At 70.1% G+C, this 24,766-nt stretch carries 24 protein-coding genes; 10 read left to right on the top strand and 14 right to left on the bottom strand.

Annotation, left to right across the window (positions count from 1 at the left end):
* Nucleotides 1–83: 83 nt before the first annotated feature.
* Nucleotides 84–974 (bottom strand): class I SAM-dependent methyltransferase, encoded by an 891-nt coding sequence (locus tag OG246_RS29325; protein ID WP_266469905.1) that lies wholly within the window; start codon nt 972–974, stop codon nt 84–86.
* 54 nt (nt 975–1,028) lie between these two features.
* On the opposite strand from OG246_RS29325, the gene OG246_RS29320 reads away from it, so the two are divergent.
* Entirely contained in the window at nt 1,029–2,630 is a 1,602-nt protein-coding gene (locus OG246_RS29320; protein ID WP_266469903.1) for an alpha-amylase family glycosyl hydrolase, read from the top strand.
* A gap of 68 nt (nt 2,631–2,698) precedes the next feature.
* Here the strand turns inward: OG246_RS29320 and OG246_RS29315 are convergent, their stop codons facing one another.
* From OG246_RS29315 to OG246_RS29295, 5 genes are all read right to left on the bottom strand, one after another.
* On the bottom strand, nt 2,699–4,606 hold the full coding sequence (locus OG246_RS29315) for a hypothetical protein (RefSeq protein WP_266469901.1): 1,908 nt from the start codon (nt 4,604–4,606) through the stop codon (nt 2,699–2,701).
* Nucleotides 4,607–4,889: 283 nt separating this feature from the next.
* Nucleotides 4,890–5,660 carry an SDR family NAD(P)-dependent oxidoreductase gene (locus OG246_RS29310; protein WP_266469899.1) on the bottom strand — a complete coding sequence of 257 codons (771 nt, stop codon included), beginning with the start codon at nt 5,658–5,660 and terminating at the stop codon, nt 4,890–4,892.
* Entirely contained in the window at nt 5,657–6,958 is a 1,302-nt protein-coding gene (hisD, locus tag OG246_RS29305) for a histidinol dehydrogenase (RefSeq protein WP_266469897.1), read from the bottom strand. Before hisD ends, OG246_RS29310 begins: the two co-directional genes overlap by 4 nt.
* Before the next feature lie 28 nt (nt 6,959–6,986).
* Entirely contained in the window at nt 6,987–7,922 is a 936-nt protein-coding gene (locus OG246_RS29300; RefSeq protein WP_266469895.1) for a VOC family protein, read from the bottom strand.
* Nucleotides 7,919–8,887 carry a fumarylacetoacetate hydrolase family protein gene (locus OG246_RS29295; protein ID WP_266469890.1) on the bottom strand — a complete coding sequence of 323 codons (969 nt, stop codon included), beginning with the start codon at nt 8,885–8,887 and terminating at the stop codon, nt 7,919–7,921. Before OG246_RS29295 ends, OG246_RS29300 begins: the two co-directional genes overlap by 4 nt.
* 229 nt (nt 8,888–9,116) lie before the next feature.
* Between OG246_RS29295 and OG246_RS29290 the strand changes: the two genes are divergently transcribed.
* From OG246_RS29290 to OG246_RS29255, 8 genes are all read left to right on the top strand, one after another.
* Nucleotides 9,117–9,422 (top strand): antibiotic biosynthesis monooxygenase, encoded by a 306-nt coding sequence (locus tag OG246_RS29290; protein ID WP_266469888.1) that lies wholly within the window; start codon nt 9,117–9,119, stop codon nt 9,420–9,422.
* An 82-nt stretch (nt 9,423–9,504) separates the two neighbouring features.
* Nucleotides 9,505–10,629, top strand: a complete 1,125-nt coding sequence (locus tag OG246_RS29285) for an FAD-dependent monooxygenase (RefSeq protein WP_266469886.1) — start codon at nt 9,505–9,507, stop codon at nt 10,627–10,629.
* Nucleotides 10,626–11,630: an amidohydrolase family protein gene (locus tag OG246_RS29280; protein WP_266469884.1), complete on the top strand. Its 1,005-nt coding sequence runs from the start codon at nt 10,626–10,628 to the stop codon at nt 11,628–11,630. Before OG246_RS29285 ends, OG246_RS29280 begins: the two co-directional genes overlap by 4 nt.
* Complete coding sequence (locus OG246_RS29275; RefSeq protein ID WP_266469882.1) at nt 11,627–12,595, top strand: cyclase family protein; 969 nt, start codon at nt 11,627–11,629, stop codon at nt 12,593–12,595. The genes OG246_RS29280 and OG246_RS29275 overlap by 4 nt, the downstream gene beginning before the upstream one ends.
* 8 nt (nt 12,596–12,603) lie before the next feature.
* Nucleotides 12,604–13,992: an FAD-binding oxidoreductase gene (locus tag OG246_RS29270; RefSeq protein WP_266469880.1), complete on the top strand. Its 1,389-nt coding sequence runs from the start codon at nt 12,604–12,606 to the stop codon at nt 13,990–13,992.
* A complete protein-coding gene (locus OG246_RS29265; protein ID WP_266469878.1) occupies nt 13,973–14,929 on the top strand; it encodes a fumarylacetoacetate hydrolase family protein in 957 nt (318 codons plus the stop codon). The genes OG246_RS29270 and OG246_RS29265 overlap by 20 nt, the downstream gene beginning before the upstream one ends.
* Nucleotides 14,930–15,085: 156 nt before the next feature.
* Nucleotides 15,086–16,078: a LysR family transcriptional regulator gene (locus tag OG246_RS29260; RefSeq protein WP_266469877.1), complete on the top strand. Its 993-nt coding sequence runs from the start codon at nt 15,086–15,088 to the stop codon at nt 16,076–16,078.
* A 55-nt stretch (nt 16,079–16,133) separates the two neighbouring features.
* Nucleotides 16,134–16,904, top strand: a complete 771-nt coding sequence (locus OG246_RS29255) for an SDR family NAD(P)-dependent oxidoreductase (protein ID WP_266469876.1) — start codon at nt 16,134–16,136, stop codon at nt 16,902–16,904.
* A gap of 51 nt (nt 16,905–16,955) precedes the next feature.
* Here OG246_RS29255 and OG246_RS29250 read toward each other — a convergent pair whose 3' ends face one another.
* The gene (locus OG246_RS29250; protein WP_266469874.1) at nt 16,956–17,411 is read right to left on the bottom strand and encodes a MarR family winged helix-turn-helix transcriptional regulator; all 456 of its coding nucleotides are present in this window, start codon (nt 17,409–17,411) and stop codon (nt 16,956–16,958) included.
* Nucleotides 17,412–17,572: 161 nt separating this feature from the next.
* On the opposite strand from OG246_RS29250, the gene OG246_RS29245 reads away from it, so the two are divergent.
* Nucleotides 17,573–19,036: an MFS transporter gene (locus tag OG246_RS29245; RefSeq protein ID WP_266469872.1), complete on the top strand. Its 1,464-nt coding sequence runs from the start codon at nt 17,573–17,575 to the stop codon at nt 19,034–19,036.
* Nucleotides 19,037–19,102: 66 nt separating this feature from the next.
* Here the strand turns inward: OG246_RS29245 and OG246_RS29240 are convergent, their stop codons facing one another.
* From OG246_RS29240 to OG246_RS29210, 7 genes are all read right to left on the bottom strand, one after another.
* On the bottom strand, nt 19,103–19,258 hold the full coding sequence (locus OG246_RS29240) for a hypothetical protein (protein ID WP_266469870.1): 156 nt from the start codon (nt 19,256–19,258) through the stop codon (nt 19,103–19,105).
* A gap of 48 nt (nt 19,259–19,306) precedes the next feature.
* Entirely contained in the window at nt 19,307–20,557 is a 1,251-nt protein-coding gene (locus tag OG246_RS29235; RefSeq protein WP_266469868.1) for an RNA polymerase sigma factor, read from the bottom strand.
* A gap of 7 nt (nt 20,558–20,564) precedes the next feature.
* Nucleotides 20,565–20,906, bottom strand: coding sequence for a YciI family protein (locus OG246_RS29230; RefSeq protein ID WP_266469866.1), 342 nt, complete (start codon nt 20,904–20,906; stop codon nt 20,565–20,567).
* Nucleotides 20,903–21,640: a nuclear transport factor 2 family protein gene (locus tag OG246_RS29225; protein WP_266469865.1), complete on the bottom strand. Its 738-nt coding sequence runs from the start codon at nt 21,638–21,640 to the stop codon at nt 20,903–20,905. The genes OG246_RS29230 and OG246_RS29225 overlap by 4 nt, the downstream gene beginning before the upstream one ends.
* 148 nt (nt 21,641–21,788) lie before the next feature.
* The gene (locus OG246_RS29220) at nt 21,789–23,330 is read right to left on the bottom strand and encodes an MFS transporter (protein ID WP_266469864.1); all 1,542 of its coding nucleotides are present in this window, start codon (nt 23,328–23,330) and stop codon (nt 21,789–21,791) included.
* 11 nt (nt 23,331–23,341) lie between these two features.
* Nucleotides 23,342–23,779, bottom strand: a complete 438-nt coding sequence (locus OG246_RS29215) for a VOC family protein (RefSeq protein ID WP_266469862.1) — start codon at nt 23,777–23,779, stop codon at nt 23,342–23,344.
* A gap of 6 nt (nt 23,780–23,785) precedes the next feature.
* A complete protein-coding gene (locus OG246_RS29210) occupies nt 23,786–24,565 on the bottom strand; it encodes an SDR family NAD(P)-dependent oxidoreductase (RefSeq protein ID WP_266469860.1) in 780 nt (259 codons plus the stop codon).
* Nucleotides 24,566–24,766: the final 201 nt, after the last annotated feature.

Below are 24,766 nucleotides of genomic sequence, written 5' to 3'. Positions count from 1 at the left end.
GCAGACTCACTATAGCCTCAAGAGTTGGAAAACCAAACCCTCGCCAAGGCGAGCGTGCGCCCCGACCAGTCGACCTGAGGTACCTACGCGGACGTCGGACCGCTTACCCGCGTGGCCACGACCATCCGGCACCGCGGGCTGTCGTCCGGGCGTCGGCCGAACTCGGGCAGGGCGTGCAACTCGACCTCGAACCCGGCCCGCTCCAGTTCCCGGCGTACATCGTCGAGCCGGAACGCCCGGTAGTACATGACGAACGGCGGACGCCAGACGGCGTTGCGCACCCGCATCACCAGGTCGAAGGCCAGCAGGGCCCAGTACCCGGGCGAGCTCGGCCGGGGCGGAGCCATGATCGGAAATGCGAAGCGCCCGCCCGGCCTCAGCACGGAGTGGACCTCGGCGAAGAGCCCCGGCAGCTCACGCGGCAGGAAATGGCCGAACGCCCCGAAGCTCACCACCAGGTCGAAGACGGGCGCGAAGGGCAGGGCACGGGCGTCACCGCGCACCCATCCGACACGCGGCGCGCCGTCGGGAAGCGCACGCCCCGGCGTCTTGGCTTCGCCACGCTCCGGCGCATTGGCTCCGCCATTCTCCGGCGCCTTGGCTTCCCCACGCCCCGGCGCCTCGGCTTCCCCACGCCCCGGCCCTTCGGCCTCGCCGCGCTCCCGCGCGCGAGCCGCATCCACGCGCCCCCGCCCCACCGCCAGCATCCCCGCGCTGATGTCGACCCCGGTGACGCTCTCCCGGCACAGCCCGCTCAGCACCTCCATCCCCGCCCCGGTGCCGCAGCACAGGTCGAGTCCGCGGTCGAAGGGGCCGATCCGGTCCAGTGCCGTTGCCACGGCGTCGAGGATCGAGTCCGGTGTCCGGAACGGAGTGTGGTCGAACTTCGGTGCGAGCAGGTCGTAGCCGTGCTCGACGGACGACAGGGCCTGCACGGCCAGTTCGCGGAGGGTGGGACCTTGCGGGGTGAACATCGCGCTCAGCATAGGGGCAGCGCGTGCCTCACGCGCCGGTCTAAGGTCCACTTCATGACTTCGTTCCGCCCCGCTCCCAGCTGGCTGGCCGACGCCGTCTTCTACCAGATCTATCCGCAGTCGTTCGCCGACTCGAACGGCGACGGCATCGGCGACTTCGACGGAATCGCCGAGCGCCTCGACCACCTCGCGTGGCTGGGCGTCAACACCGTCTGGCTCAACCCCTGTTTCGTCTCACCGTTCCGGGACGCCGGATACGACGTCTCCGACTACTTGAACGTCGCGCCCCGCTACGGCTCGAACGACGACCTCGCCAAGCTCGTCGACGAGGCGGGCAGCCACGGCATCCGCGTACTGCTGGACCTCGTGGCCGGTCACACCTCCGACCAGCACCCCTGGTTCACGGCCTCGGCGAACGACCCGGCCGACGACCGGTACATCTGGGCGGCCGAGGGTCCTGACGGAGGCCGCCCCGACGGCTTCGTCGACTCCCCCGGCACCCGCCCCGGCGCGTACCTGCCGAACTTCTTCGCCTTTCAGCCCGCCCTCAACTTCGGCTACGCGCAGGAGAATCCGGCCGAGCCCTGGCGTCAGCCGGTCGACGCCGAGGGCCCGCGCGCCAACCGTGCGGCTCTGCGTGCGGTCATGGACCACTGGCTGGGGCTCGGTCTGTCCGGGTTCCGTGTCGACATGGCCGCGTCGCTCGTCAAGGACGACCCCGACAAGACCGAGACGGCCAGGATCTGGACGGAGCTGCGCCACTGGCTGGACGACAAGCATCCGGACGCGGTGCTGCTCTCGGAGTGGGGCGAGCCGGAGGTGTCGGTTCCGGCGGGCTTCCACACGGACTTCTTCCTCCAGTTCGGCGGCCCCACCGACGGTCGCGCTCTGCGGTCGCTGTGGAGCAACAGCGAGGGCACGGTCAACGAGTCCTGGGACCCGCTCGACTGCTTCTTCGACCCGAGCGGCCAGGGCACGCCGGGCCTGTTCGTCGAAGCCTGGCGCAAGGCGTCGGCCGCCGTGGCCGACAGCAGCTTCATCTCCCTCCCGACCGCCAACCACGACTTCTCCCGCCTCAACTGCGGCCCCCGCACGGCCGAACAGCTCCCCGCCGCCTTCGCCTTCCAGCTCACCTGGCCGACTCTTCCGGCGATCTACTACGGCGACGAGATCGGCATGCGCTACGTCCCGGGCCTCCCCGACAAGGAGGGCAGCGTGTTGGGCCCGCGCTACAACCGCGCGGGCTCCCGCACTCCGATGCAGTGGGACGACGGCCCGAACGCCGGCTTCTCCACCGCCCCCGCCGACCGTCTCTACCTCCCGCTCGATCCGGCGCCCGACCGCCCCACGGTCGCGGCACAGCGTGCCGACGAGACCTCGCTGCTCCATTTCGTACGCCGCCTCATCGCCCTGCGCACAGCGACACCGGAGCTCGGCTCCGGCGGCTCGGTGGAGGTCCTGCATGCCGGCTACCCGTTCGTGTACGTACGGGGCGGGCGGTACCTCGTCGTCGTCAATCCGCAGCGGAATGCGGTGAGTTACGCGTACGACATCCCGGTGGAGCCACGACCTCTGGAGGTGTCCGGCGTCCGGGTCGACGGCGGGACCGTCGCCGCGGAAGGCTTCGCGTACGGGATTTTCGACCTCGGCCGATAGCCCGGTGCAGACCGGTGCCCGGCATCCCGTGGGATGCCGGGCACCCCCCGTGGGGCGTCAGAGATCGCTCACTGAACGGTCAGGACGATCGCCCCGGAATAGGTACCGCCCGGCTCGACGGCGGTCGCCGTGCCGTCGACCGTCATGGTCACGGACTTGCCGCGCGGCGCACGCACGGCCGCACCGGCTGCGAGGGCCAGCTTGGTCAGGTACGACGTGCCGGTCACCGTCCAGGCCGAGCCGCTGTTCAACTGCACGACCACACCGTTGTTGACGGCGGGCTGCACGGTGTTGGTGACCTCACCCAGCTCGTAGAAGTTCGAGGCGTCGATCGTGCTGACGTGGTGCTTGGCCCCGGTCGCCGAGATGACGCCCTGGACGGTGGAGTCCTCGAAGGTGAGGACCATGTTCTTGCCCTTGCGCATGCCGTTGTAGAAGTCGCCCTTCAGGGCGATGGAGCTGAAGGTGGCGGCGCCGTCGGCGGGGTGGACGGCGGTCACGTCGAAGGCGGAGTCCTTCGTCGGGTCGCCCGTGGGCTCGGTGTAGACGCCGGTGTTGAGCATCTTGCCGTCGACGTTCACCGGTCCCGGGTCGTCGAGCTCGATCATCTGCAGGATGATCCCGTTGCGCGGGTTGAGCCGGGCCCCGCCGGAGCCGTCCACGGTGATCGCGGTCTGCTGCCCCTTGTTGAGGAAGGTGGCCTTCTCGGAGTTGACGACCGTGCCACCGTCGAGCTTCAGCGCGCCCGCGCCGAAGAACATGTAGCCGAAGTGGCCCGAGTTGACGACCGTGTTCCGGACCGGGAGCGCGGCCAACTCGGCTGCGCTCAGCCCGAGTCCGAGCGAGGAGTTGAGTTCCGCGACGGCTGCCCGGGTGCTGTCTCCGTAGTGGACCGAGGCGGCGGGGCCCGCGATGATCGTCGCGTAGCTGCCGACGTCGAACCGCGAGCCGAGGACCCGGACGGTGGCATCCCCGATGGCGTACGTGCCGTAGCCGTACGTGCCCGTGTTGCCGACACTGCTGTTGATCGCCGTCAGTTGGAGGCCGCGACCGCCCTCCACCGACAGGGCTCCCCAAGTCTCCGAGAACACCGAGGAGTTGATGTACGTGGCCTTGGTGTTCGCGCCGATCAGGTTGGTGGCGCGGACGTTGCCGTCGAGGCCGAGCATCCAGGGCACCGACTCCATGTACGGGGTCTCCACGGTCGCCTGGTAGTCGGCGGGCAGGACGCCGTTCCTCGCCCGGAGCTCGGAGTTCTTCACGATGACGTTGGCGCCGTCGTTGGCGATGACGGTGGTGCGGACCACGCCCTTGGTCGCTATCCGGGCGCCGTCCACGACGAGCGTGGTGGACGAGCCGGTGCCTACGACCGCGGCGCCGTAGCCCGCGAAGTCGCAACGGCCGTTGCCTGTCAGGGAGATGACGGGCTTCTGGAGCGTATAACTGGCGTTCTGCACGAAGACGCCGTCAAAGCACTCGCCGGTCGAGGTGATGGCGACGCCTTTGGCGAGGGTGTTGGTGAGTTTGCCTCCGCGCACGCTACTGAGGACCGACTTCGCGGTCACCACGCCGTCGGCGCCGACGTAGACGGCCTGCCGGAACGGGAACGTGAGGGTCTCGTACGTCACCGCGTTGGCCTCCGCGACAGTGAGGACGACGGCACCTCGATACGTGCCGGCCGAGATGAGCGTCTCGGTTCCGCCCGTCTCGGTGAGGAGTTGGCCGGTCTCCACACCGTCGACGGTCAGCGTGACGCTGTAGCCGTCGGGCGCGGTGATCCTGCCGCCTTCGGCGATGGACAGCTCGCTCAGGCGCGTGGTGGCGGAGAGTTCGTACGTCTCGCCGGAGCCGACCGAGATCTTCGTGCCGGACGCGATTCTTGTCGGCGCGGCGGTGGCCGAGGCCACCGGGACCAGCAGGGCGCCGGCCGTGGCGGTGCCTGCGATCAGGATCGAGCGTCGGGTGATCAGCGTCATTGCATGCCTTCCGAGGGTTCGAGTACGCCGTCGCGCAGGGTGACCGGCCGGCCGCCGGATACAGGGTGGCGAGGGCTCGGGCCGAGGCACCGAAGGTGCGCACGAGGGAGTGAATCAGCCCTGCACACCGGGGAACAGGAGCCGTGCACACGCATATCGGAGCCCGATGCTTCGGATCAGGCCGCCCGCTTCATGGCGGTCACACAGAGTGCCCACAGGGCATGCGGAAAGGCGGGGTGGGCGACCGAAGTCACCCGCCCCGCCGTCGGGTTGGAGCATCCGGTCAGGCGGGTGCGATCATCCCCGCCGACAGATCGATGTCCGCTCCGCACAAGCCCGGCATGGCGAGCATCGCCACCAGCGCCCGGGCGACCTCGTCCTCCTCCACCAGCCGGTTCAGGGCCGCGCGGGAGGCGAAGTCCTGCTCGGCGGCCTCGACTGTGGTGCCGGTCAGCTCGGCGGTCAGACGGAAGTTGCGGTCCATGCGCGGACCCCGAACCGGCCCCGGAGACAGGGAGTTGACGGAGACGCCGTACGGTCCGACCTCTCCCGCCAGGGTCCGGGTCAGGCCGAGGAGCGCCATCTTGGACGCGGTGTACGGGGTCCGGTTGAGCAGCGGCCGTTTGCCGCTCACGGATGCAATGTTCACGATGTCGCCGTGCCCGGCCTCGATCATCGGCGGCAGGAAGGCCCGGCACAGCAGGTACACCCCGCGTACGTTGGCCGCGAACACGTCGTCCCACTCGTCCGGATCGATGTCGGTGAGCGGCTTGACCGGGCCCGCGACGCCAGCGTTGTTGACGAGCAACGACACGTCCTCGTCGATGAGTTCGGTGGCCAGCGCGCTCACCGACTCAGGATCGGAGACGTCACACACCGCCGCACGAGCCCGGCCGCCCTCCTTCACCACACGGGTCGCCGCGTCCGTGAGGGCCTGTTCGCTCCTGCCGACGAGGATCACCCGGGCGCCGGATCCCGCCAGGGCGAGTGCGAAGGCCCGCCCCAGCGGTCCGCCGCCGCCCGTGATCAGCGCCGTACGCCCGCGCAGTGTCATGCGCCGTTCCAGGGCAACTCGTCGCCCGCGGCCTTCGCGGCCCGTACGTCACCGGAGCGGGCGTGTCCCTCGAACAGCTCGACACGCGAGGCACGCCCGCACAGCCGGCCGAGCAGTTCCTGCGACCCGGTGTCGGTGACCTCCTGATACGTCACCGTCTTGAGGTACTTCCCCACCCACAGACCGCCGGTGTAGCGGGCGGCACCACGTGTGGGGAGCACATGGTTCGTCCCGATGACCTTGTCGCCGAACGACACACAGGTGCCCTCGCCGAGGAAGAGAGCGCCGTACTGGGACATGCGCGTCAGCGCCAGCCTCGGCTCGGCCGTCAGGACCTCCACGTGTTCGAAGGCGAACTCGTCGGCGAGTGCGTACATCTCGTCGACGGTGTCCACGACGTGCACCTGCCCGTGGTCGCGCCAGGCGGGCCCGGCGAAGTCACGCGTGGGCATGCCGGGCAGGAGGCGCTCCACTTCGGCGATGGTCTTCTCGGCCACCTCCCGGGAGGTGGTGATGAGGACGGCCGGGGAGTCGGGTCCGTGCTCGGCCTGGGAGAGCAGGTCGACTGCGCAGACGAAAGGGTCCGCGGCGTCGTCGGCCAGGACCAGGATCTCGGTCGGGCCCGCGAACAGGTCGATCCCGATCTCGCCGAAGAGCTGCCGCTTCGCCTCGGCGACGTACGCGTTGCCGGGCCCGGCGATCAGGTTGACCGGCCGCATGGTGTCGGTGCCGACGGCCATCGCGGCGACGGCCTGCACCCCGCCGAGCAGCCAGATCTCGTCCGCGCCCGCGAGGTGCGCGGCGGCGACGGTGGCCGCCGGGATCTCGCCGTGGATCGGCGGCGTACAGGCGACGACGCGCGGGACGCCGGCGACCTTCGCCGTCACGATGGTCATGTGCGCGGACGCGGTCAGCGGGTAGCGGCCACCGGGTATGTACGCGCCCGCCGCCCGCACCGGGATGTGCTTCTGCCCGAGCCGCACGCCCGGCAGTGTCTCCACCTCGAACTCGCCCATGGAGTCGAGCTGGTGGCGGGCGAAGGAGCGCACCTGGTCCTGCACGAACCGGATGTCGTCGATCACCTGCCGCGGGATCGAGGCGACGATCTTCTCGATCTCCTCGGCGGAGAGCCGGAAGGAGTCGGGGCTCCACTTGTCGAACTTCTCGGAGTACGCGCGCACGGCGTCGTCACCGCGCTCGCGGATGTCCGCGATGACGCCCGTCACGGTCTCGCGCACCAGGTCGAGCGAGGCGGTGACCTCGGCCTTCGGGACGGCCTGCTTCAGTATCGTTGCCACAACTGCGGCCCTTCTGGGGGTAGTCGGATCAGACCGGCGGAGCGACGAACAGCACGTCCGGGTCGTTGAACTGCTCCTTGGCGACCGACTCGCTCATCGGGTCGGCGGTGCCCCACTGGTCCTGGGTGACCGGATCGTCGACGTCATGGCGGCCGGGGTGCCACAAGTCCTCTTCGAGAACGGCGAGTTCGGTCGTGTACTCGACGGTGTTGCCGTGCGGGTCGTGGAAGTAGGAGAAGGTGTTGTCGCCCGCGAGATGGCGGCCAGGTCCCCAGGTGAGGCGGGTCCCGGCGCGCAGCGCGCGCCCGGTGCCGCGCATGTACTCCTCGACCCCGCGCATCTCGAACGAGGCGTGGTGCAGGGAGACATGGGGGCCGCGCGCGATGGCGAAGGAGTGGTGCAGGGGGCTGCACCGCAGGAAGTACATGAGGTCGCCCATGTGCGTCGAGTACAGGGTGTCGGTGAGCCGGAACCCGAGGTGCTGGACGTAGAAGTCCCGCAACCCTTCCGGGTCCTGGGAGTTGACCACGCAGTGCGACAGCCGGACGGGGATCGCCTCGCGTTCCTCGATCCTGCGGTGGGTACGGGTCTCGACGTCCGCGGACACCTCGACGACCCGGCCGTCCGGGTCGAAGAAACGGAATCCGTATCCGCCTCCCGGGGTGTCCAACACCTCTGGTTCGCCGATGAGTTGGATCCCGGCCCGGCCGAGCCGTACATGCAGCTCGTCCACGGCGGCCGGCGAGACCGCGCCGAACGCGACCAGGTCCATCCGCTTCCGCTCGTCCTCGCGGATCCGGACGATGTACTGCTCGGGGCTGCCCTCCGCGGCGAAGAACGCGATACCGCTGTCGTTCGCGACCTCGGTCAGGCCCCAGGTGCTGCCGTAGAAGGCGCGCTGCGCGGCGAAGTCCGGTACGGCCAGGTCGACATGGCGCAGATGGGTGATCGGCTGGAAGCTCATGCGTGGCTCCTGACGGTGTTGCGCTGGTGACCCAGGCCCGTGATCTCCGACTCCACGACGTCCCCGGGCTTGAGGAAGACACCCCAGTGCGCTCCGTTGCCTGCCGGGGAGCCGGTGAGCAGCAGGTCGCCGGGGAGCAGGGTGGTGGTCGTGGAGACGTACGCGATGAGCCTCGGGATGTCGAAGATCATGTCCTTGGTGGACTCGTCCTGCCGGACAACTCCGTTGTGGCGCAGGGTGATCCGCAGGTCGGAGGGATCCCCGGCGAAGGCGGCCGGCACCAGGAAGGGCCCGGTCGGCAGGAAGGTGTCGGCGTTCTTGGCGGTGAACCAGTCGGTGCCGATGGCCTTCAGGTCGGGCCGGTAGAGCCGGTCGCGGGTCGTGAGGTCGTTGCAGATGGTGTACGCGGCGACGTACTCCATGGCCTCCTCGGCGGGGATGTTCTTGCCCGACTTGCCGATGACCAGGGCGAGTTCGAGTTCCCAGTCGTGCTGTTCGCCGAGTACAGGGAGCACCACGTCGTCGTACGGGCCGCAGATCGCGCGCGGCGAGCCGAGGAAGACGTACGGGACGCCGCTGCGGATCCGTTCGTCCATCATTTCCTCGGCGTCGGCACGCGCTTCCTCGGGTGTGGCGCCGTGCACGCTCTCCTTCTCGGCGGCGACCAGATCGACCACATGCTTGCGGTAGTTGGCGCCGCTCTGCAGGATCTGGCCGGGCTCGACGGGGGCGAGGACGCGAAGATCGGCGAGGTCGTACCAGCTGTCGTCCGGCTCGACGGCGAGGAGCTCCAGACGGGGGAAGAGGACGTCCCAGTCCTCGACGACCGCCCGCACGGACGGCGCCAGATCGGAGAGGCTGCGTACTCTCCGCCCGACGACGAGGCCCGGGAAGGCGCCGAATCCGTCGGCTGCGAAGGTGCCGAGCGCGAACGGTCCGGTATGGGTGGGGAGTCGGTCGGGCACGGGTGCTCCTCGCGGGGATGGGTGGCGTGTCACCGACGCTAGGCACCGCACGGGGTGCGGCGGAAATAGCGATCCGCGATGCCTGGCATCAGGGCCCCGGGCGCCCCGTGATCAGCGGCCCATCGTCGTACGGGATGGATGACGTGCCCCTTGCCGATGCCTCGATCCGTTGACCCTGCATCCGGCCTCCCAGCAGGCTCGGAGCACCGTCTGACCCGAGGAGATGCGCGTGATCGTCGAGCATGCCGAGCTGACCGTGGTGGCCGGCCGTGAAAGGGACTTCGAGGCCGTCTTCGAGAAGGCGCGCGAGGTGCTCGCCGAGGCCGACGGCTTCCGCTGGACCGAGCTGCTGCGCTGCGAGGAGCGGCCACAGACGTTTCTGCTGCTGGTCGGCTGGGAGTCGGTCGAGGCCCACACCGTGGGATTCCGCGAGTCGGAGCGCTTCCAGCGGTGGCGGGCGCTGGTCGGCCCGTTCTTCGCCGAGCCACCGTCGGTCGGGCACTTCCGGCTGCTCGGCGACCGCTTCGCCGGCTGACCGCGCCACTCCTCCTCTTCTACGTTCGCAAGGGCCGGCTGACCGCGCCACTCCCCCTCTTCTACGTTCGCAAGGATCGCCCATGCCCGTACAGAAGGTGCTCGTCGTCGGCGGCGGCATCACCGGAAGCGTGCTGTCCCTCGCACTCGCCCAGCGCGGCGTCGAGGTCGAGCTCGCCGAGATAGCGCCCCAGTGGTTCGGTGTGGGCCACGGCATCACCATCCAGGGCAACGCCCTCAAGGCGCTGCGCTCCGTCGGCGTACTGGACCGGGTGCTCGCCCGCGCCGTCCCCTTCGACCGGATGCGGCTGCGCCGGGCCGACGGCGGCCTGATCGCGGAGCTGCCCACCCCGCACACCGGCGGCGACGAACTCCCGTCGACGGCGGGCGCGCTGCGCTCGGACCTGCAGAACGCGCTGTGCGACGCGGTGTACGCGCACGGGGTGCGGGTCCGCCTCGGACTGAGCGTCGAGAAGCTCGACCAGTCCGCCGATCACGTGGACGTCACCTTCACCGACGGTTCCGCCGGACGCTACGACCTGGTGGTGGGCGCCGACGGCATCAACTCCGCGATGCGCTCGCTGATCGGCATCACCACCGAGCCCCGTACGGTCGGCATGTCGATCTTCCGGGTGGTCGCGGAGCGCCCGGCCGAGATGGACTGCGCCGAGGTCTACTACGGCGGCCCGCGCTACAAGGCCGGCTACTCCCCCATCTCGGCGGACCAGTGCTACGCCTATCTCCTCGACGAGAACCTGGACGCCTCGCTGATCGGGCCGCGCGCTCCCCTGTCGCTACTGCGAGAGCGCGGCGCCGGGTACGGGGGCGTCTGGGGCAAGATCCTCGCCTCGCTGCCCGAGGACACGGCGGTCGACTACCGGTGGATCGAGGCGATCCTCGTCGACGAGCCCTGGCACCGCGGCCGGACGGTGATCATCGGCGACGCGGCGCACGCCTGCCCGCCGCTCATCGCCCAGGGCGCGGCGATGTGCGCGGAGGACGCGGTCGTACTCGCGGAACTGGTCACCGGTGCCGAGCCGCTCGACCAGGCACTCGACACGTTCATGGCGCGCCGGCTGCCCCGGGTGCGAGTCGTCCTGGAGAACTCGCTGCGCCTCGCCGACTGGGAGATCCACCCCGACACGCCGGGCGCCGACCCCGGACGGATCATGTCAGAGACCCTGGACTATCTGACGGCGGCGGCATGAGCACTCCCGTCGTGGACTTCCACGGCCATCTCGCGGTCCCCGCCGCCGACGCGCTCTGCGCGGGAACTCCGGGCCTCGCCGCCGAGCTGGCAGCCGAACAGCGGGCGCACTCCTCCGCGTCACTCACCGTCAATCGCGCCCAACTCCAGTGCCTGGCGCCCAAGTTGACGGACGTCACCGTCCGGCTTGCCGACCTGGACGCGATGGGAGTCGACATCCAGGTGGTCGGCCCGATGCCGATGCACCACTACTGGGCGGACGAGGATCTCGCCGTACGCCTGGCCCGTACCGTCAACGAGGCGGTGGCCGCGCACTGCGCCAACGCACCCGAGCGGCTGTACGGCCTGGGCACGGTCCCGCTTCAGCACCCCGACCTCGCCGTCGCGCTGCTCGACAGGGCGGTCACCGAGTACGGCCTGTACGGGATCAGCGTGTCCACCACCGTCGACGGCCGGGAACTCGCCGACCCGGCGCACGACGCGGTGTGGCAGAAGGCCGAGGAGCTGGGCGCCGTCGTGTTCGTGCACCCCTGGGGCTGCTCGCTCGGCGAGCGGCTGGCCGGCCACTACCTGGGCAACACGGTCGGCCAGCCCGTGGAGACGACGGTCGCTCTGTCGCATCTCATCTTCACCGGCGTCCTGGACCGCTTCCCGCGCCTCAAGCTGGTGGCCGCGCACGGCGGGGGCTATCTCCCGACGTACATCGGCCGCTCGGACCACGCCTGGCACGTACGTGAGGACGCGCGGGGCTGCGCCGAGCCGCCGAGCGCGTATCTGAAGCGGATGTGGTTCGACGCGCTGGTCTACACCCCGCGCGCCCTGCGCGCTCTCGTCGAGGAGGTCGGCGTGGACCGGGTCGTCCTCGGCACGGACTTCCCGTTCGACATGGGGGTCGACAATCCGGTGGCGAGGCTGGACGCCGCCGGCCTGTCACCGGCCGACCGTGCCGCCGTCGCCGGGGGCAACGCCCTCGACCTGCTGCTGAAAGGACGTATCCGATGAGCCTCGGTCCCATCGAGGAAGAGCTCGCCAAGGCCCGCTCCGCGTACCGCAATTGGGGCCGCTGGGGCGAGGACGACGTGCTGGGCACGCTCAACCACATCGACGACGCGATGCGCGCGCACGCGGCGGGCCTGGTCCGCCGCGGCCGGTCCTTCTCGCTCGCCCAGGAGTTCAACGAGGACGGCCCGCAGCGCGGCTTCCGCGGCCGTATCAACCCCGTCCACTACATGAAGGACACCGGCTCCGACGCGGCCGCCGGGACGCAGGGGTTCCCGCACGGCTTCGGCGGCGCCGACGACCATGTCGTGATGCCGCTCCAGGCCTCCACACAGTGGGACGGCCTTGGCCACATCTACGACAACAAGCAGGCGTGGAACGGCCGTCCGTGCACCATCGTCAACGGCGACGGCGACTCGGTCACCGGCATCGAGCACATGAGGAACGCCTTCACCGGCCGCGGTGTCCTGCTCGACGTGGGCCGCGCGGTCGGCGACGAACACGGTGAACTCCCGGACGGATTCGCGATCCTGGAGGAACATCTGCGCGCCACGATCGAGGCCCAGGGCGCCACCTCCTCCGTACGCCGCGGAGACCTTGTGCTCATCCGCACCGGGCAGTTGGGCAGGGTACGGCGGCTAGGCGAGTGGGGCGGGTACGCCGCCGGGGACGCCCCGGGCCTCTCCTTCACCACGCTCGGCTGGCTGCATCGCACGGAGATCGCGGCGATCGCCTCCGACACCTGGGGACTTGAGGTACGCCCGTACGAGTTCCCCCAGCCCGCGATGTCTCCGCTGCACCAGATCGCGATCCCCAACATGGGTCTCCCGCTGGGTGAGATGTGGGACCTGGAGGAGCTGGCCGAGGACTGCGCGGCGGACGGCGTCCATGAATTCCTGCTGGTCGCGGCGCCTCTTCCGGTGACCGGCGCGGTGGGCGCGCCCGTCAATCCGATTGCGGTCAAGTGAGTGCCCCGATGAACACCGACAGGTTCTCCGGCACGCTCCACTTCCCCGGTGACGAGGACTTCGAGGAGGCGTGCTTCGGGCCGGTCTTCAACGCCCGTCGCCCGTCGGACCGTTCACCGGCGGCCGTACTGAAGGCGGTCTGCGAGCAGGACGTCGTCGAAGGAGTACGGCTCGCCGTCGAGCGCGGCTGGCAGGTCGCCGTACGCTCCGGAGGGCACAGCTGGGCCGCCTGGTCGGTGCGTGACGAGGCGCTGCTGATCGACCTCGAGGGCTTTCGGCAGCTGTCGTACGACGAGACGACCGGGATCGTGACAGCGACGCCCAGCGTTCGGGGCGGCGACGAACTCAACCCGTATCTCGGTGAGTTCGGGCGGTTCTTCAACGGCGGGCACTGTCCGTCCGTCGGCATCGGCGGCTTCCTGCTGCAGGGCGGGCAGGGCTGGAACGCGCGCGGCTGGGGCTGGGCGGCGGAGAACATCGTCGCGATCGACGTCGTCACCGCCGAGGGCGAGATGGTGCGCGCGGACGAGACGCGGCACAGCGACCTTTTCTGGGCGGCGCGCGGTGCGGGCCCCGGCTTCTTCGGGGTGGTCACCCGCTTCCACCTGCGCACCCGCTCGTTGCCGAAGCACCTGGCACACACCGTCCACGCGTACCCGCTCGACCTCTTCGAAGAGGTCATGACCTGGCTGCACGGCATGCACCACACGGTCTCCGACCTGGTGGAGATCGTCGCGCTCACGCAGACTCCACCAGGTCACGAGGGACCAGTGCTGCTGGTCACGGGCGTCTCGATGACCGACACGCCCGAACAGGCCGCCGAGGCGCTGGCCCCGCTGCACGCCAACCCGTACGCGGAGCGGGCGCTGTTCCGCATCGAGGCCCAGCCGACCACGCTCGCCGAGCAGATCCGGAACCAGCGCGTCGCCAACCCCGAGGGTCACCGCTATCTCGTCGACAACGCCTGGTTGACCGGGCCCGCCGCCAAGGTGGTCCCGGCGATCCGCAAGGCGTTCACCGAGCAGCCCACCCAACAGACCTTCACCATCTGGTTCTCGATGGCCCCGCTGCGCCAACTCCCCGACATGGCCTTCTCCTTGCAGTCGGAGATCTACTGCGCGACGTACGTCATTCACGACGACCCCGGGCGGGACGCCGAGCTGCGGACCTGGCTCGACGACGCGATGGCGCTGATGCGGCCGGTGACCGCGGGCCAGTACCTCGGGGACTCCGACTTCACCGTGCGGCAGCTGAAGTTCATGGGCGACGCGCAATGGCGGCGGCTCCAGGAGATACGAGCCGTGCGCGACCCCAAGGGGCTCTTCGCCGGCTATCTGAGCGCGGGCACCGTCACCAACACCAACCACTGGGAGCAGCATGCGGTTCGCGACATATGAACACGAGGGCGTGGAGCGCGCCGGCGTCGTCCGCGCCGGGATCATTCATCCGCTGCCGACCGGCACCACCGTCCTCGCGCTCATCGAGGGGCAGGAGTTGCACGACGCGGGGGCCGAAGCCCTCGCCACGGACAGTGACTTGACGGTAGATCAGGTACGGCTGCTGCCTCCACTGAAGCCCCCGTCCATCCGGGACTTCGTCGGCTTCGAGGCGCACATCGAGGGCGTGGCCAAGTCGCTGGACGGTCTGGAGCAGGTGCCCGAGGAGTGGTACCGGGCGCCGAACTTCTACTTCACCAATCCGCACGCGGCGTACGGCGCGCACGACAACGTGCCCATTCCCGCCGGGTGTTCGGTCCTCGACTTCGAGCTGGAGGTCGGCGCGGTCATCGGCTGCAGCGGCCGGGATCTCACGCCTGAGGAGGCCCATGAGCACATCGTCGGCTACCTCGTGTTCAACGACTGGTCCGCGCGCGATCTGCAGAAGCCGGAGAAGAACCTCGGCCTCGGCTTCTCCAAGGGCAAGGACTTCGCCAACACCCTCGGCCCGTACCTGGTCACCGCGGACGAGGTGGCGGACCGGCTCGACCCGGACGGCTTCCTCGACCTGGAGATGACCGTCACGCTCAACGGCGAGCTGATCGGCCGAGACACCCTGGCGAACGTGTCCTGGACCTTCGGCGAGATGACGGCGTACGCCTCCCGCGACGCCTGGGTGCGCCCCGGCGACATCCTCGGCTCGGGCACCTGCGGCTGGGGCGCGCTCGCCGAGTTCTGGGGCCGCGTCGGGGAACGCACACCCCCGCCGCTGAAGCCCGGCGACGAGGTGACGCTCACCGTGGAGCGCCTCGGGTGCCTGTCCAACCGGATCGTGCCCGGGCGCACGGACGTGTATCTCCCGCGAGCCCGCAAGCGCGGCCGGACGCCCCGGCCGTAGCGCTCCCCCTACCCCTTACGACCTGCACACATTCAGGGATCCGATGGCTGCTATCGGATCCCTGTGAGTTCCCTCCCGGCCCCTTCCTCGACGGGAAACCGGTCGTTACGCTCCGGTTTCACCGAGCTTCAACGACGCGGCCGGAAGGAAACACGCATGGGTCTCGGAGCAATCGACCTGAATCTTCTGGTGGCGCTGGAAGCCCTCCTGGAGGAGAAGAACGTCACGCACGCAGGGGTCCGGCTCTCCACCAGCCAGTCCGCGATGAGCGGCTCGCTCGCCCGGCTGCGGCGGCATTTCAACGACGAGCTGCTGGTGCGGGTGGGCCGGGAGTACGAGCTCACGCCACTCGCGGAGCGGCTGCTTCCCGTCGTCCAGGCCTCCCTGTACAAGGCCGAGGAGGCGATGTCGCTCACGCGCAGCTTCGACCCGGAACGCAGTCGGCAGCGCTTCTCGGTCGTCATGTCGGACTACGTGATGACGGTGTTCATGGAGCCGCTGCTCCGGGTCATCGCTCGTGAGGCACCCGGCGTCCGCATCGACTTCCATCCGCTGGTGCACGGGCAGCCCGAGAGCGAGACGCATCTGCGCTGCCACGACCTGATGGTGGTGCCGCTCGGCTACCGGCTGCCCGGGATCAGCGAAGCGGTGATGCACGACCGGTTCGTGTGCATCGTCGACCCCGACAATCCACGCCTGGTCGACGGGCGGCTGACGCTGCGCGACCTCGCCGAACTCCCGCACGCCGCCTCGGCCTTCGGCAAAAGCCTCACCCCAGCCGACCGCCAGCTGGAGACCCTCGGGATCACCCCGCGGGTGCAGGTCAGCGCGCCGGGCTTCAGCGTGCTGCCGTTCCTGGTCGGCGGCACCGACCTGGTCGCGATGGTGCCGGAACGGCTCGCGCGGCGGTACGAGGGGTTCGCCCGCTGTGTCACCGTGCCGGCGCCCTTCCCCGACGTACCCCTGGTGGAGGCCATGTACTGGCACCACAACCGGCACTCGGACCCGGCGCACCGGTGGCTCCGCGAGACGCTGCGGAAGGTGGGGGCGGCGCTGGACGAGCCCGGGCGGCCGGAGGCGGTCGAGATCGCCGACGTGGATGCCAGCCATGAGGAACGCGCGTTTCCGGAGCTGGCCCCGGCTTCCTAGCGTGGAGCGGGAGCGCCCACCTTTCCGGTGGCCCGCAACCCCCTTGGAGGAAGCCGTGAGCCGTGCACGTCTGGCGGGCCGCACCGTCGTCATCACGGGAGCCGCGCAGGGCCAGGGTGCCGCCGAGGTGGCCGCCGCGGCCCGCGAGGGCGCCACGGTCCTCGCGACGGACGTACTCGACGACCTGGGCGAGAAGCTGGCCGCGTCCCTGCGCGCCGACGGCCTGGACGTGCGCTACGAGCACCTGGACGTGTCGTCCCCGGACGACTGGTCAGCCCTGGCCTCGTCCCTCCCGGCCGTGCACGGACTCGTCAACAACGCCGGGATCCCCATGCGCGCCCGCCTCGGCTCGGTCGAACTCGCCGACTGGGAGCGGGCGTTCGCCGTGAACACCACCGGACCGATGCTCGGCATCCAGGCCCTCGCCCCACTCATGGGCGAGGGCGCCTCCATCGTCAACGTAGGCTCGGTCGCCGGTCTCACCGCCCATCACGCGGTCGCGTACACGGCCAGCAAGTGGGCGCTGCGGGGGCTGTCGAAGGTGGCCGCCCTGGAGCTGGCCCCGCGTGGCATCCGTACGAACGTGATCCACCCCGGCTACATCGAGACCCCGCTGATGGCGACGGCCGACCCGGTGTTCACGCGGGCGCACCTGTCGATGACTCCGCAGGGCCGCCCGGGCACCTGCGACGAGGTGGCGCCGCTGGTCGTTTATCTGCTCTCCGACGAGTCCTCGTACGTGAACGGCGCGGAGATCACCGTGGACGGCGGCTACTCGGCGCACGGCGGGGTGAAGGCGATCACGAACGCGCTCGACGCGCGGTGACGACGAGGGGCGGCGGTCCACCCAGCGCGCCGATACGGTGTCGCCCGGGTCTCAGTCCCGCGGCCAGGGACGCCCGTCGAGGCGCTCGACGTCGCTGTTCAGTCGGCTGAGATAACCGGCGAACTCGGCCACCTCCTCCGCCGACCACTCGACCATGACCTTCTCCAGACCGCTGATGTTCTCCGCCCGGTCGGCGGCCAGACGGCGCTCGCCCTCAGTGGTGATGGCGAACTTGCGGGCCATGCCCCCCTCGGGGTCGGGCATGCGCTCGACGACCCCGTTCCGCAGCATGGCGGCGGTCTGCCGGTTGAGGGTGGAGGTGTCCAGGCCGAAGGCCTCGCTGAGCTGGCCGATGGACATCGGACCTTCGACCTGGATACGGCTGAGCAGGAGGTAGGCGCTCCGGTCGAGGCGCCCCTCCATACCCCGTGCGCGCGGGGTGAGCAGGGCCATGTACCGCCCGAGCAGCATGGTCTCGAACTCGATCAGGTCAAGGGGCTTGTCCACGCGACGCTTCCTTCGGCTCCTGGCTCGCTTCCCCGCAGGGAAGCCACCTCCCCAGACAGTTATACCAGGCGCGATGTGTATGATGCATCAGACGTGCATGATGCACATCGCTTGCATGATGCATCTCGCCATGATCCGGAAGAGCAACAGGGAGTACCCCCGTGGACAGTTCCAAGCCCACACCCCGCTCCGGCGGTGTTGTCGGCATCCTCGCCTTCGCGGGCATCGTGGCCGCGCTGACGCAGACCCTGGTCGTGCCGCTCATCGGGGAGCTGCCGACCATGTTCGACACCTCCCCCTCGAACGCTTCCTGGGTGATCACCGCCACCTTGCTGGCGGCTGCGGTGGCGACTCCCGTCGCCGGGCGCCTCGGCGACATGTACGGCAAGCGGCGCATGCTGCTCGCCTCCCTGGTCCCGCTCATCCTGGGCTCGGTGGTCTGTGCCCTGTCCTCCTCGGTGGTCCCGATGATCGCCGGGCGCGGTCTCCAGGGCCTGGGCATGGGCGTGGTGCCCCTGGGCATCAGCCTGCTGCGTGACGTGGTGCCGGCGGAGAAGCTCGGCTCGTCCATCGCGATCATGAGCGCGTCCATGGGTGTGGGCGGCGCACTCGGCCTGCCGTTCTCCGCGGCCATCGCCGAGAACGCCAGCTGGCGCGTGCTGTTCTGGGTCGTCGCCGCGCTGGCCATCGCGGTCGGCACCCTGATCGCGTTCTTCGTGCCCGCGGGCCGCGAGAACTCCTCCTCGGGCAGCTTCGACGGGCTCGGCGCGATCGGTCTCGGCGCCGCGCTGGTCTGCCTGCTCCTCGGTGTCTCCAAGGGCGCCGACTGGGGCTGGGGAAGCGGCACCACACTCGGACTGCTCGGCTCCGCGATCGTCCTGCTGCTGGCCTGGGGCCGGTGGGAGCTGCGTACCGGCGAGCCGCTGGTCGACCTGCGGGTGACCGCCCGTCCGCAGGTGCTGATGACGAACGCGGCCTCGATCCTGGTCGGGTTCGCGATGTACGCCCAGTCGCTGGTGGTGCCTCAGCTGCTCCAGCTGCCCGAGGCCACCGGGTACGGCCTGGGCCAGTCGATGCTGGCCATGGGCCTGTGGATGGCCCCGGCGGGCCTGATGATGATGGTGATGTCGCCGATCGGCGCCAAGTTGTCCGCCGCTAAGGGCCCCAAGGTCACCCTGTCCGTCGGAAGCCTCATCATCGCCGTGGGCTACGGCATCTCCCTGCCGCTGATGAGCACCGGTTCCACCTGGGGCCTGCTGGTCGTGACCATCGTCTGCAACACCGGCGTCGGCTTCGCCTACGGCGCGATGCCCGCCCTCATCATGAGCGCGGTGCCCCAGTCGGAGACCGCCTCGGCCAACAGCTTCAACACCCTGATGCGCTCGATCGGCAGCTCCGTGTCGGCCGCCGTGATCGCTGTCGTCCTCGCGCAGATGACCACGGACTTCGGCGGCTACGCCCTGCCGTCCGAGGACGGTTTCCGCGTCGCCATGCTGATCGGCTGCGGTGTGGGCCTCGGGGCGGCGATCCTCGCCTTCTTCATTCCCGTCCGGGCGGCGGCCGCGGAGCTGGAGCCCACCGCCACGTCGGACTCCACTCCCGAGGCATCCGAGGTCAAGGCCTGACCTGCTTCATCCCTCGGATCGGCCGCCCCACGACGGGGCGACCGATCCAAATCCGGAGCGTGGCGCTCAACCGCCCAGCCGGAGACCGGCGAGCCAGACGTCGGGCCCGCCCGGCTCACGGTCGGGTGTCCTGCCGTCGAACGGCGCATCCCGCCCCGGAGGCCGGCGCCGGAGCAGGGCGAACACCTTCCTGACACGCGGGGTTGGGACGGTGGCGGACATCGGGCCTCCTGTGTCGTCGGGTCCTTGCACCCCACCGACGAACACGCCCTAAGCCGATCGACACTCCGCGAGCCGCCTCTCCAGGAACCGCCGCTCCGCCTCGTTCTCCACCAACTCCAAGGCCCTGCCGTACGCCTGGACCGCCTCCGCCGTACGCCCGCCGCGGCGCAGCAGATCCGCACGGGTGGCCGGCAGCAGGTGATAGCCGTCCAGCTCGCCCTCCCCCTCCAACTCCGCCACCAGCGCCAGGCCCGCCTCCGGCCCCTCCGCCATACCGACGGCAACCGCGCGGTTCAGCCGCACCACGGCGGAGGGCACGAAGCGGGCCAACTCCCCGTACAGCGCCGCGATGTCGGCCCAGTCCGTCTCCCCGGCCGTGGCGGCGGTGGTGTGGCAGGCCGCGATGGCCGCCTGGATCTGGTAGGGCCCCGGACGACCGCGCCGCAGGGCCGTCTCCAGCAGGGCGGCGCCCTCGTCGGCCGCGGCCCTGTCCCAGGCCGTACGGTCCTGGTCCTCCAGCGTCACCAGCTCGCCCGCCGCGTCGACCCGTGTGCCGCGCCGGGCGTCGTGCAGCAGCAACAGCGCGAGCAGACCGAGCACTTCGGGTTCGTCGGGCATCAGGCGGGCGAGGACCCGGGCGAGCCGGAGGGCCTCCGCGCACAGGTTCGTGCGCAGCAGATCGGCCCCGGACGTGGCGGCGTACCCCTCGTTGAAGAGCAGGTAGACCACGCCGAGGACACCCGTCGTGCGCTCGGGCAGCAGATGCGCGGGCGGTACGCGGTAGGGGATGCCCGCGTTGCGGATCTTCCGCTTGGCGCGGACCAGGCGCTGCGCCATCGTCGCCTCGGGTACGAGGAAGGCGCGGGCGATCTCGGGTGTGGTCAGCCCCGCGAGGGTACGCAGCGTCAGCGCCACCCTCGCCTCGATCGGGAGCGCCGGGTGGCAGCAGGTGAAGATCAGCCGCAGCCGGTCGTCCCCCACCCCACTCCCGTAGTCGGAGTCCTCCGGGTCGCAGGGCCCCTCGTCCCGTGCCAGCACAGCCGCCTCCCGCAGTTTCGCCGCGCCCGCCGCCTCCCTGCGCAGCACGTCCAGGGCGCGGTTGCGGGCCGTCGTGGTCAGCCAGGCGCCGGGGCGGCTCGGCACGCCGTCGCGTCGCCACCGGTCCAGGGCCCGCGCGAAGGCGTCCTGCGCGCACTCCTCGGCGAGGTCCCAGTCGCCGGTCACCCGGATCAGGGTGGCGACGACCTGGCCCCACTCCTCCCGGAAGGCGGCGGCAACCGCCTCCTCGACGTCGTTCACCGGCGGCTCACTCCCAGACCGGACGCACTTCGACCGAGCCTCCGCCCAGCGCGGCGGGGTGCCGCGAGGCGAGCGAGATGGCCTCGTCGAGGTCGGCGACCTCGATGATGTCGATGCCCGCGACGTACTCCTTGGACTCCACGAACGGCCCGTCGCTGAGCAGCACTTCGTCACCCTGTACGCGGACGGTGGTGGCGTCGGTGGCCGGCCGCAGCCGTGCGCCGCCCTTCACGATGTCGCGGCCGCGCACCTCCTCGATGTACGAGAGGAAGCGGGGGTCGTCGGCGATCTCCTGGGGGCTGAGCTCCTCGCCGCCGACGGGGGTGCAGATGAACAGCGCGTACTTCATGACCGGCCCTCCGTGATTCCGGCGTCGAACGGAACCGAGGTGTGCTGGTGGACGATCTGCCAGCGGTCGCCGGCGGCGCGGTAACCGGTGGTCACCCGCGCCGTTGCGTCCAGGGGCTCACCGGTGACGAGCGTGGCGCGCATCCGCACGAGCGCGTGGCTGAACGCGACGCTCTCGTCGACCCGGACGCGGAAGTCGAGCACCTCGCGCTCCACGGGTCCGGTCAGCGTCGAGAACCACAGCTCCTCCGCCTTACGGAGCGCCTCGATCCCGCTCTGTTCCAGGCCGCTCACGGGGTGGAAGACCTCAACATCGGGCGCGTAACAGGCCATCGCCCGGTCGAAGTCCCGCTCCCGGCCGGCCGCAGTGAGTTCCGCGTCGATCCGGCGGATCTCCGCCTCGGCGTCCTCGTCGTCCCAGAACGCGCGCACCTCCATGGCGCCGATGCTCGCCACGGGGTGCTTGGCAGCGGCCTCGACGGCCTCGTCCAGGGTGTCGCAGTCGAGGATGTCGTACCCGGCGATGTACTCCTTGGTCTCCGCGAACGGCCCGTCGGTGCGCAGCACTTCGCCGTCGCGTACGCGGACGGTGACCGCGTCGGCGGGGAGCCGCAGCCGGTGGCCGTGCAGCCGTACGCCGCGCTCGGCGCCCAGTTCCTCGACCCAGGGTTCGACGGGCGCCATGCCGGAGGCGTCGACGGTGTCGTCACCGCAGACCAGCAGCATGTACTTCATGGTTCCTCCTGGTGCTCTTGAGCTCCTACACCCCACCGACGAACGGGCAGGCGCCGAATCGACACCCTTCCAGGTTCTCTTGCGCATGGACGGACACACGAGGGAGCCGGGGCGCTCGGCCCCGGCTCCCTCCTCGTATGCCTATGTACTAGACGGCCGCCGCCTCCGCCGTCTCACCTGTGACGCCGACCGTCGAGCGTGCGGTGTTCTTCCGCACCAGCAGCAGGGTGACCAGCGCACCGAGCAGTGAGGCGCAGCCGCAGATCACCACGCCGATGGCCATGCCGTGGCCGAGCGCGGTCTGGGCCGCCGCCCTGGCGCTGTCGCTGCCCGCGTTCACCACGGCGAGGGGACCGGCCGCCGCCTCCATGCCCGCGTCCGCCCCACTGAGCTTGCCCACAAGGGCCGAGGACGCGGCGCTCATCGCGATGGTGCTGATCACGGCCGGGCCGAGGCCCTGGCCGAACTCGCGCACCAGGCTGGTGGCGCCGCTGGCCATCCCGGTCATGTGGATCGGTACGGCGTTCACTGCGGCCGAGGTCAGCGAGGACACGACGCAGATGAAGCCGATGCCGAGCAGCAGCACCGGGCCGATGAAGGCGGCGAGGGAGGTCGTGGTGATGGGGAGCGCGGCGATCCAGAACTGTCCCACGGCCATCGGCAGCAGGCCGCCCATCAGGAGCCAGCGGGCGTCGACGCGGGTGAGCATCTTGCTGAGCACCGGCGCAAGGAGCAGCGGGATCAGCTGGAGGATCACGAACGGCATGCTCGCCCGCAGCGCGCTCAGGTGCATCACCGCGCCGAGCCGGATCGAGACGCAGTATGCGGTGCCGATGAAGCCGAACATGCCGGCGAGCGCGACGACGGCGGCAGCGGCGAACGACGGGATCTTCAGCAGGTCCAGGTTGAACATGGGTGAGGCGGCGCGGGTCTCCGCGACGATGAATCCGACGAGGGCCACGGCCGCGAGGGCGAGCGAGCCGACGATCGCCGGGCTGCTCCAGCCGCGCTCGCCGCCCTCGATGATGCCCCAGAGCAGAGCGGTGAGACCGACGGCGATGGTGATCTGCCCAGGCCAGTCCAGGCTGCGGCCCTCGGGGGCCTTGGAGTCGGTGACCAGCTTCCAGCACGCGACCGCGACCACCAGACCGAGGACGACCGGCGGCACGAACGCCCAGCGGAAGTCGGCGACCGTGGCGAGAATCCCGGAGGACAGAGGGCCCACGGCGGAGGCGAGCGAGATGCTGAGCGCCCAGGTGGAGACCGCCTTCGCACGGTCCTTCCCGTCTGGAGTGGCGGCCGCGATGACGGCGAGGGAGCTGGGGAAGAGCGCGGCGGCACCGACACCCGCGAGAGCCTGGCCCGTCCACATCATGGTGATGTTCTGCGCGGTGGCGTTGAGGAGTTCACCGAGCGCGAGCACCAGTCCGCCGAGCACCAGCAGGCGCTTGCGGCCGAACAGGTCTCCCAGTACACCGAAATTCAGCTCGAGAATCGCGGTGGGCAGAATGAAGGCGGAGGTCACCCAGGCCACCTGGGAACCCGAGGCCCCGAAAGCGGCCTGAATTTCCCCGTTGATGGGAGAGGGAACGGTAATGCACAACTGCGCCGCGGCCACTGCGAGACAGCAGGCTATGAGTGTCCCTCTGTCCAGTCTTTTCAGGGAGTTCAAGGAGATCGAATCCGTCATCGTACGTGCCCTCACTCTGCGTTCTTCAGATGGTCGTGCTCGACGTTTTTCTCTATGAGTTCGATGAGATTTCCCTCGGGGTCGGTGACCCAGGCCATGCGAATACCGGGTTCAGGGGACGGCCCCGGCTCCATGGCCTCACCCGCTCCGTGGGCCACCAGGGCCGCGTGGACGGGGTCGAGTTCAGGGGTGGTGACCGCGAAGTGCCCGTATCCCTCGGTGAGGGCGGCGGTCAGCGGGTCGGGCGCGCGCAGCCCGGGCGTGGAGCCGGGCCTGGCGAGCAGTTCGAGGCGCCAGCCGTGCGGATGCTCCAGGACCACGGCGCTCAGCCCGGGCCCTTCGAGGGTGAACTCGAAGACGGTCTTCAGGCCGAACGCCTTCTGGTACCAGGCGGTTTGGGCAGGCAGGTCGCGTACGTTGACGCCCACGTGGTCGAGTCGTGTGGTCACGGGCGCTCAGCCCGCCATCGCGCTGTCGCCGCCGTCGACCATGAGGTTCGCGCCGTTGACGAACGCGGCCTCCTCGGAGCAGAGGAAGGCCGCGGCCCGCGCGATGTCCTCGGGCTGCCCCACCCGCCCGACCGGGATCCGCGCCTCCAACTGCGCCTTCGGCCCGTCGGGATCGTCGAGGAAGGGCGCGGTCGCGGACGTGTAGGTCATGCCGGGCGCGATGGTATTGACGCGGATGTGGTGCGGGGCGCCTGCCGCGCACAGGTGCTTGCTCATCGCCAGCACCCCGCCCTTGGCGGCGCCGTGCGGCACCATCGGCATGAACGGCGCGCCCCGCACCGCGGCCACCGAGGCGACGTTGAGGACGGCTCCGCCGCCGCGGGCGATCAGGTGCGGCCAGGCCGCCTGCGTACAGAAGTACGGGATGTCGAGCTCGTTCCTGATGGTGAAGTACCAGTCCTCGGCGGGCATGGTCTCGAACGGCCCGTTCCGCAGGGCGGAGGCGTTGTTGTAGAGGATGTCGACCCCGCCGAAGGCCGCGATGCCCGCGCCGATCCACTCCCGGGCGCCCGCTTCGGTGGACAGGTCCACGGGGGCGAGGGATTTCATGACTCCGCCGGCCTTCTCGACGAGTTCGACCGTTTCGGCGGCGGCGTCGGAGTCAATGTCGCAGCCGAATACGGTGGCGCCTTCGTCGGCGAATATCTGAGCCGCGGCCCGCCCTATTCCAGCCCCCGTGCCGCTGATGAAAGCGATTTTCCCGGCCAGTCGACCCATGATTGCCATGTCCCTTGTCCAGTGCCGCCGGTGTGCGGTGCTGGAAGCGTAGGTACGGCCTTTGACCAGAACAAGAAAAGGGTCGGCTCAGGGCCATCGCGGTGTCGTATGGCTGGTATGCGCGGCGTCAGCCAGGGTAGGTTCCCGGGCGGTCGATTCCGGCCGCCTCGCGCCCGGCGGCCGGGTAACCGGGAAGGACGATCGAGCCTT

Origin of the sequence: Streptomyces sp. NBC_00620 (assembly GCF_026341825.1) — a bacterium.
Lineage (GTDB): Bacteria > Actinomycetota > Actinomycetes > Streptomycetales > Streptomycetaceae > Streptomyces.
Note: the sequence above shows the minus strand (reverse complement) of the source record. Positions and strands in the feature narration are given on the sequence as shown.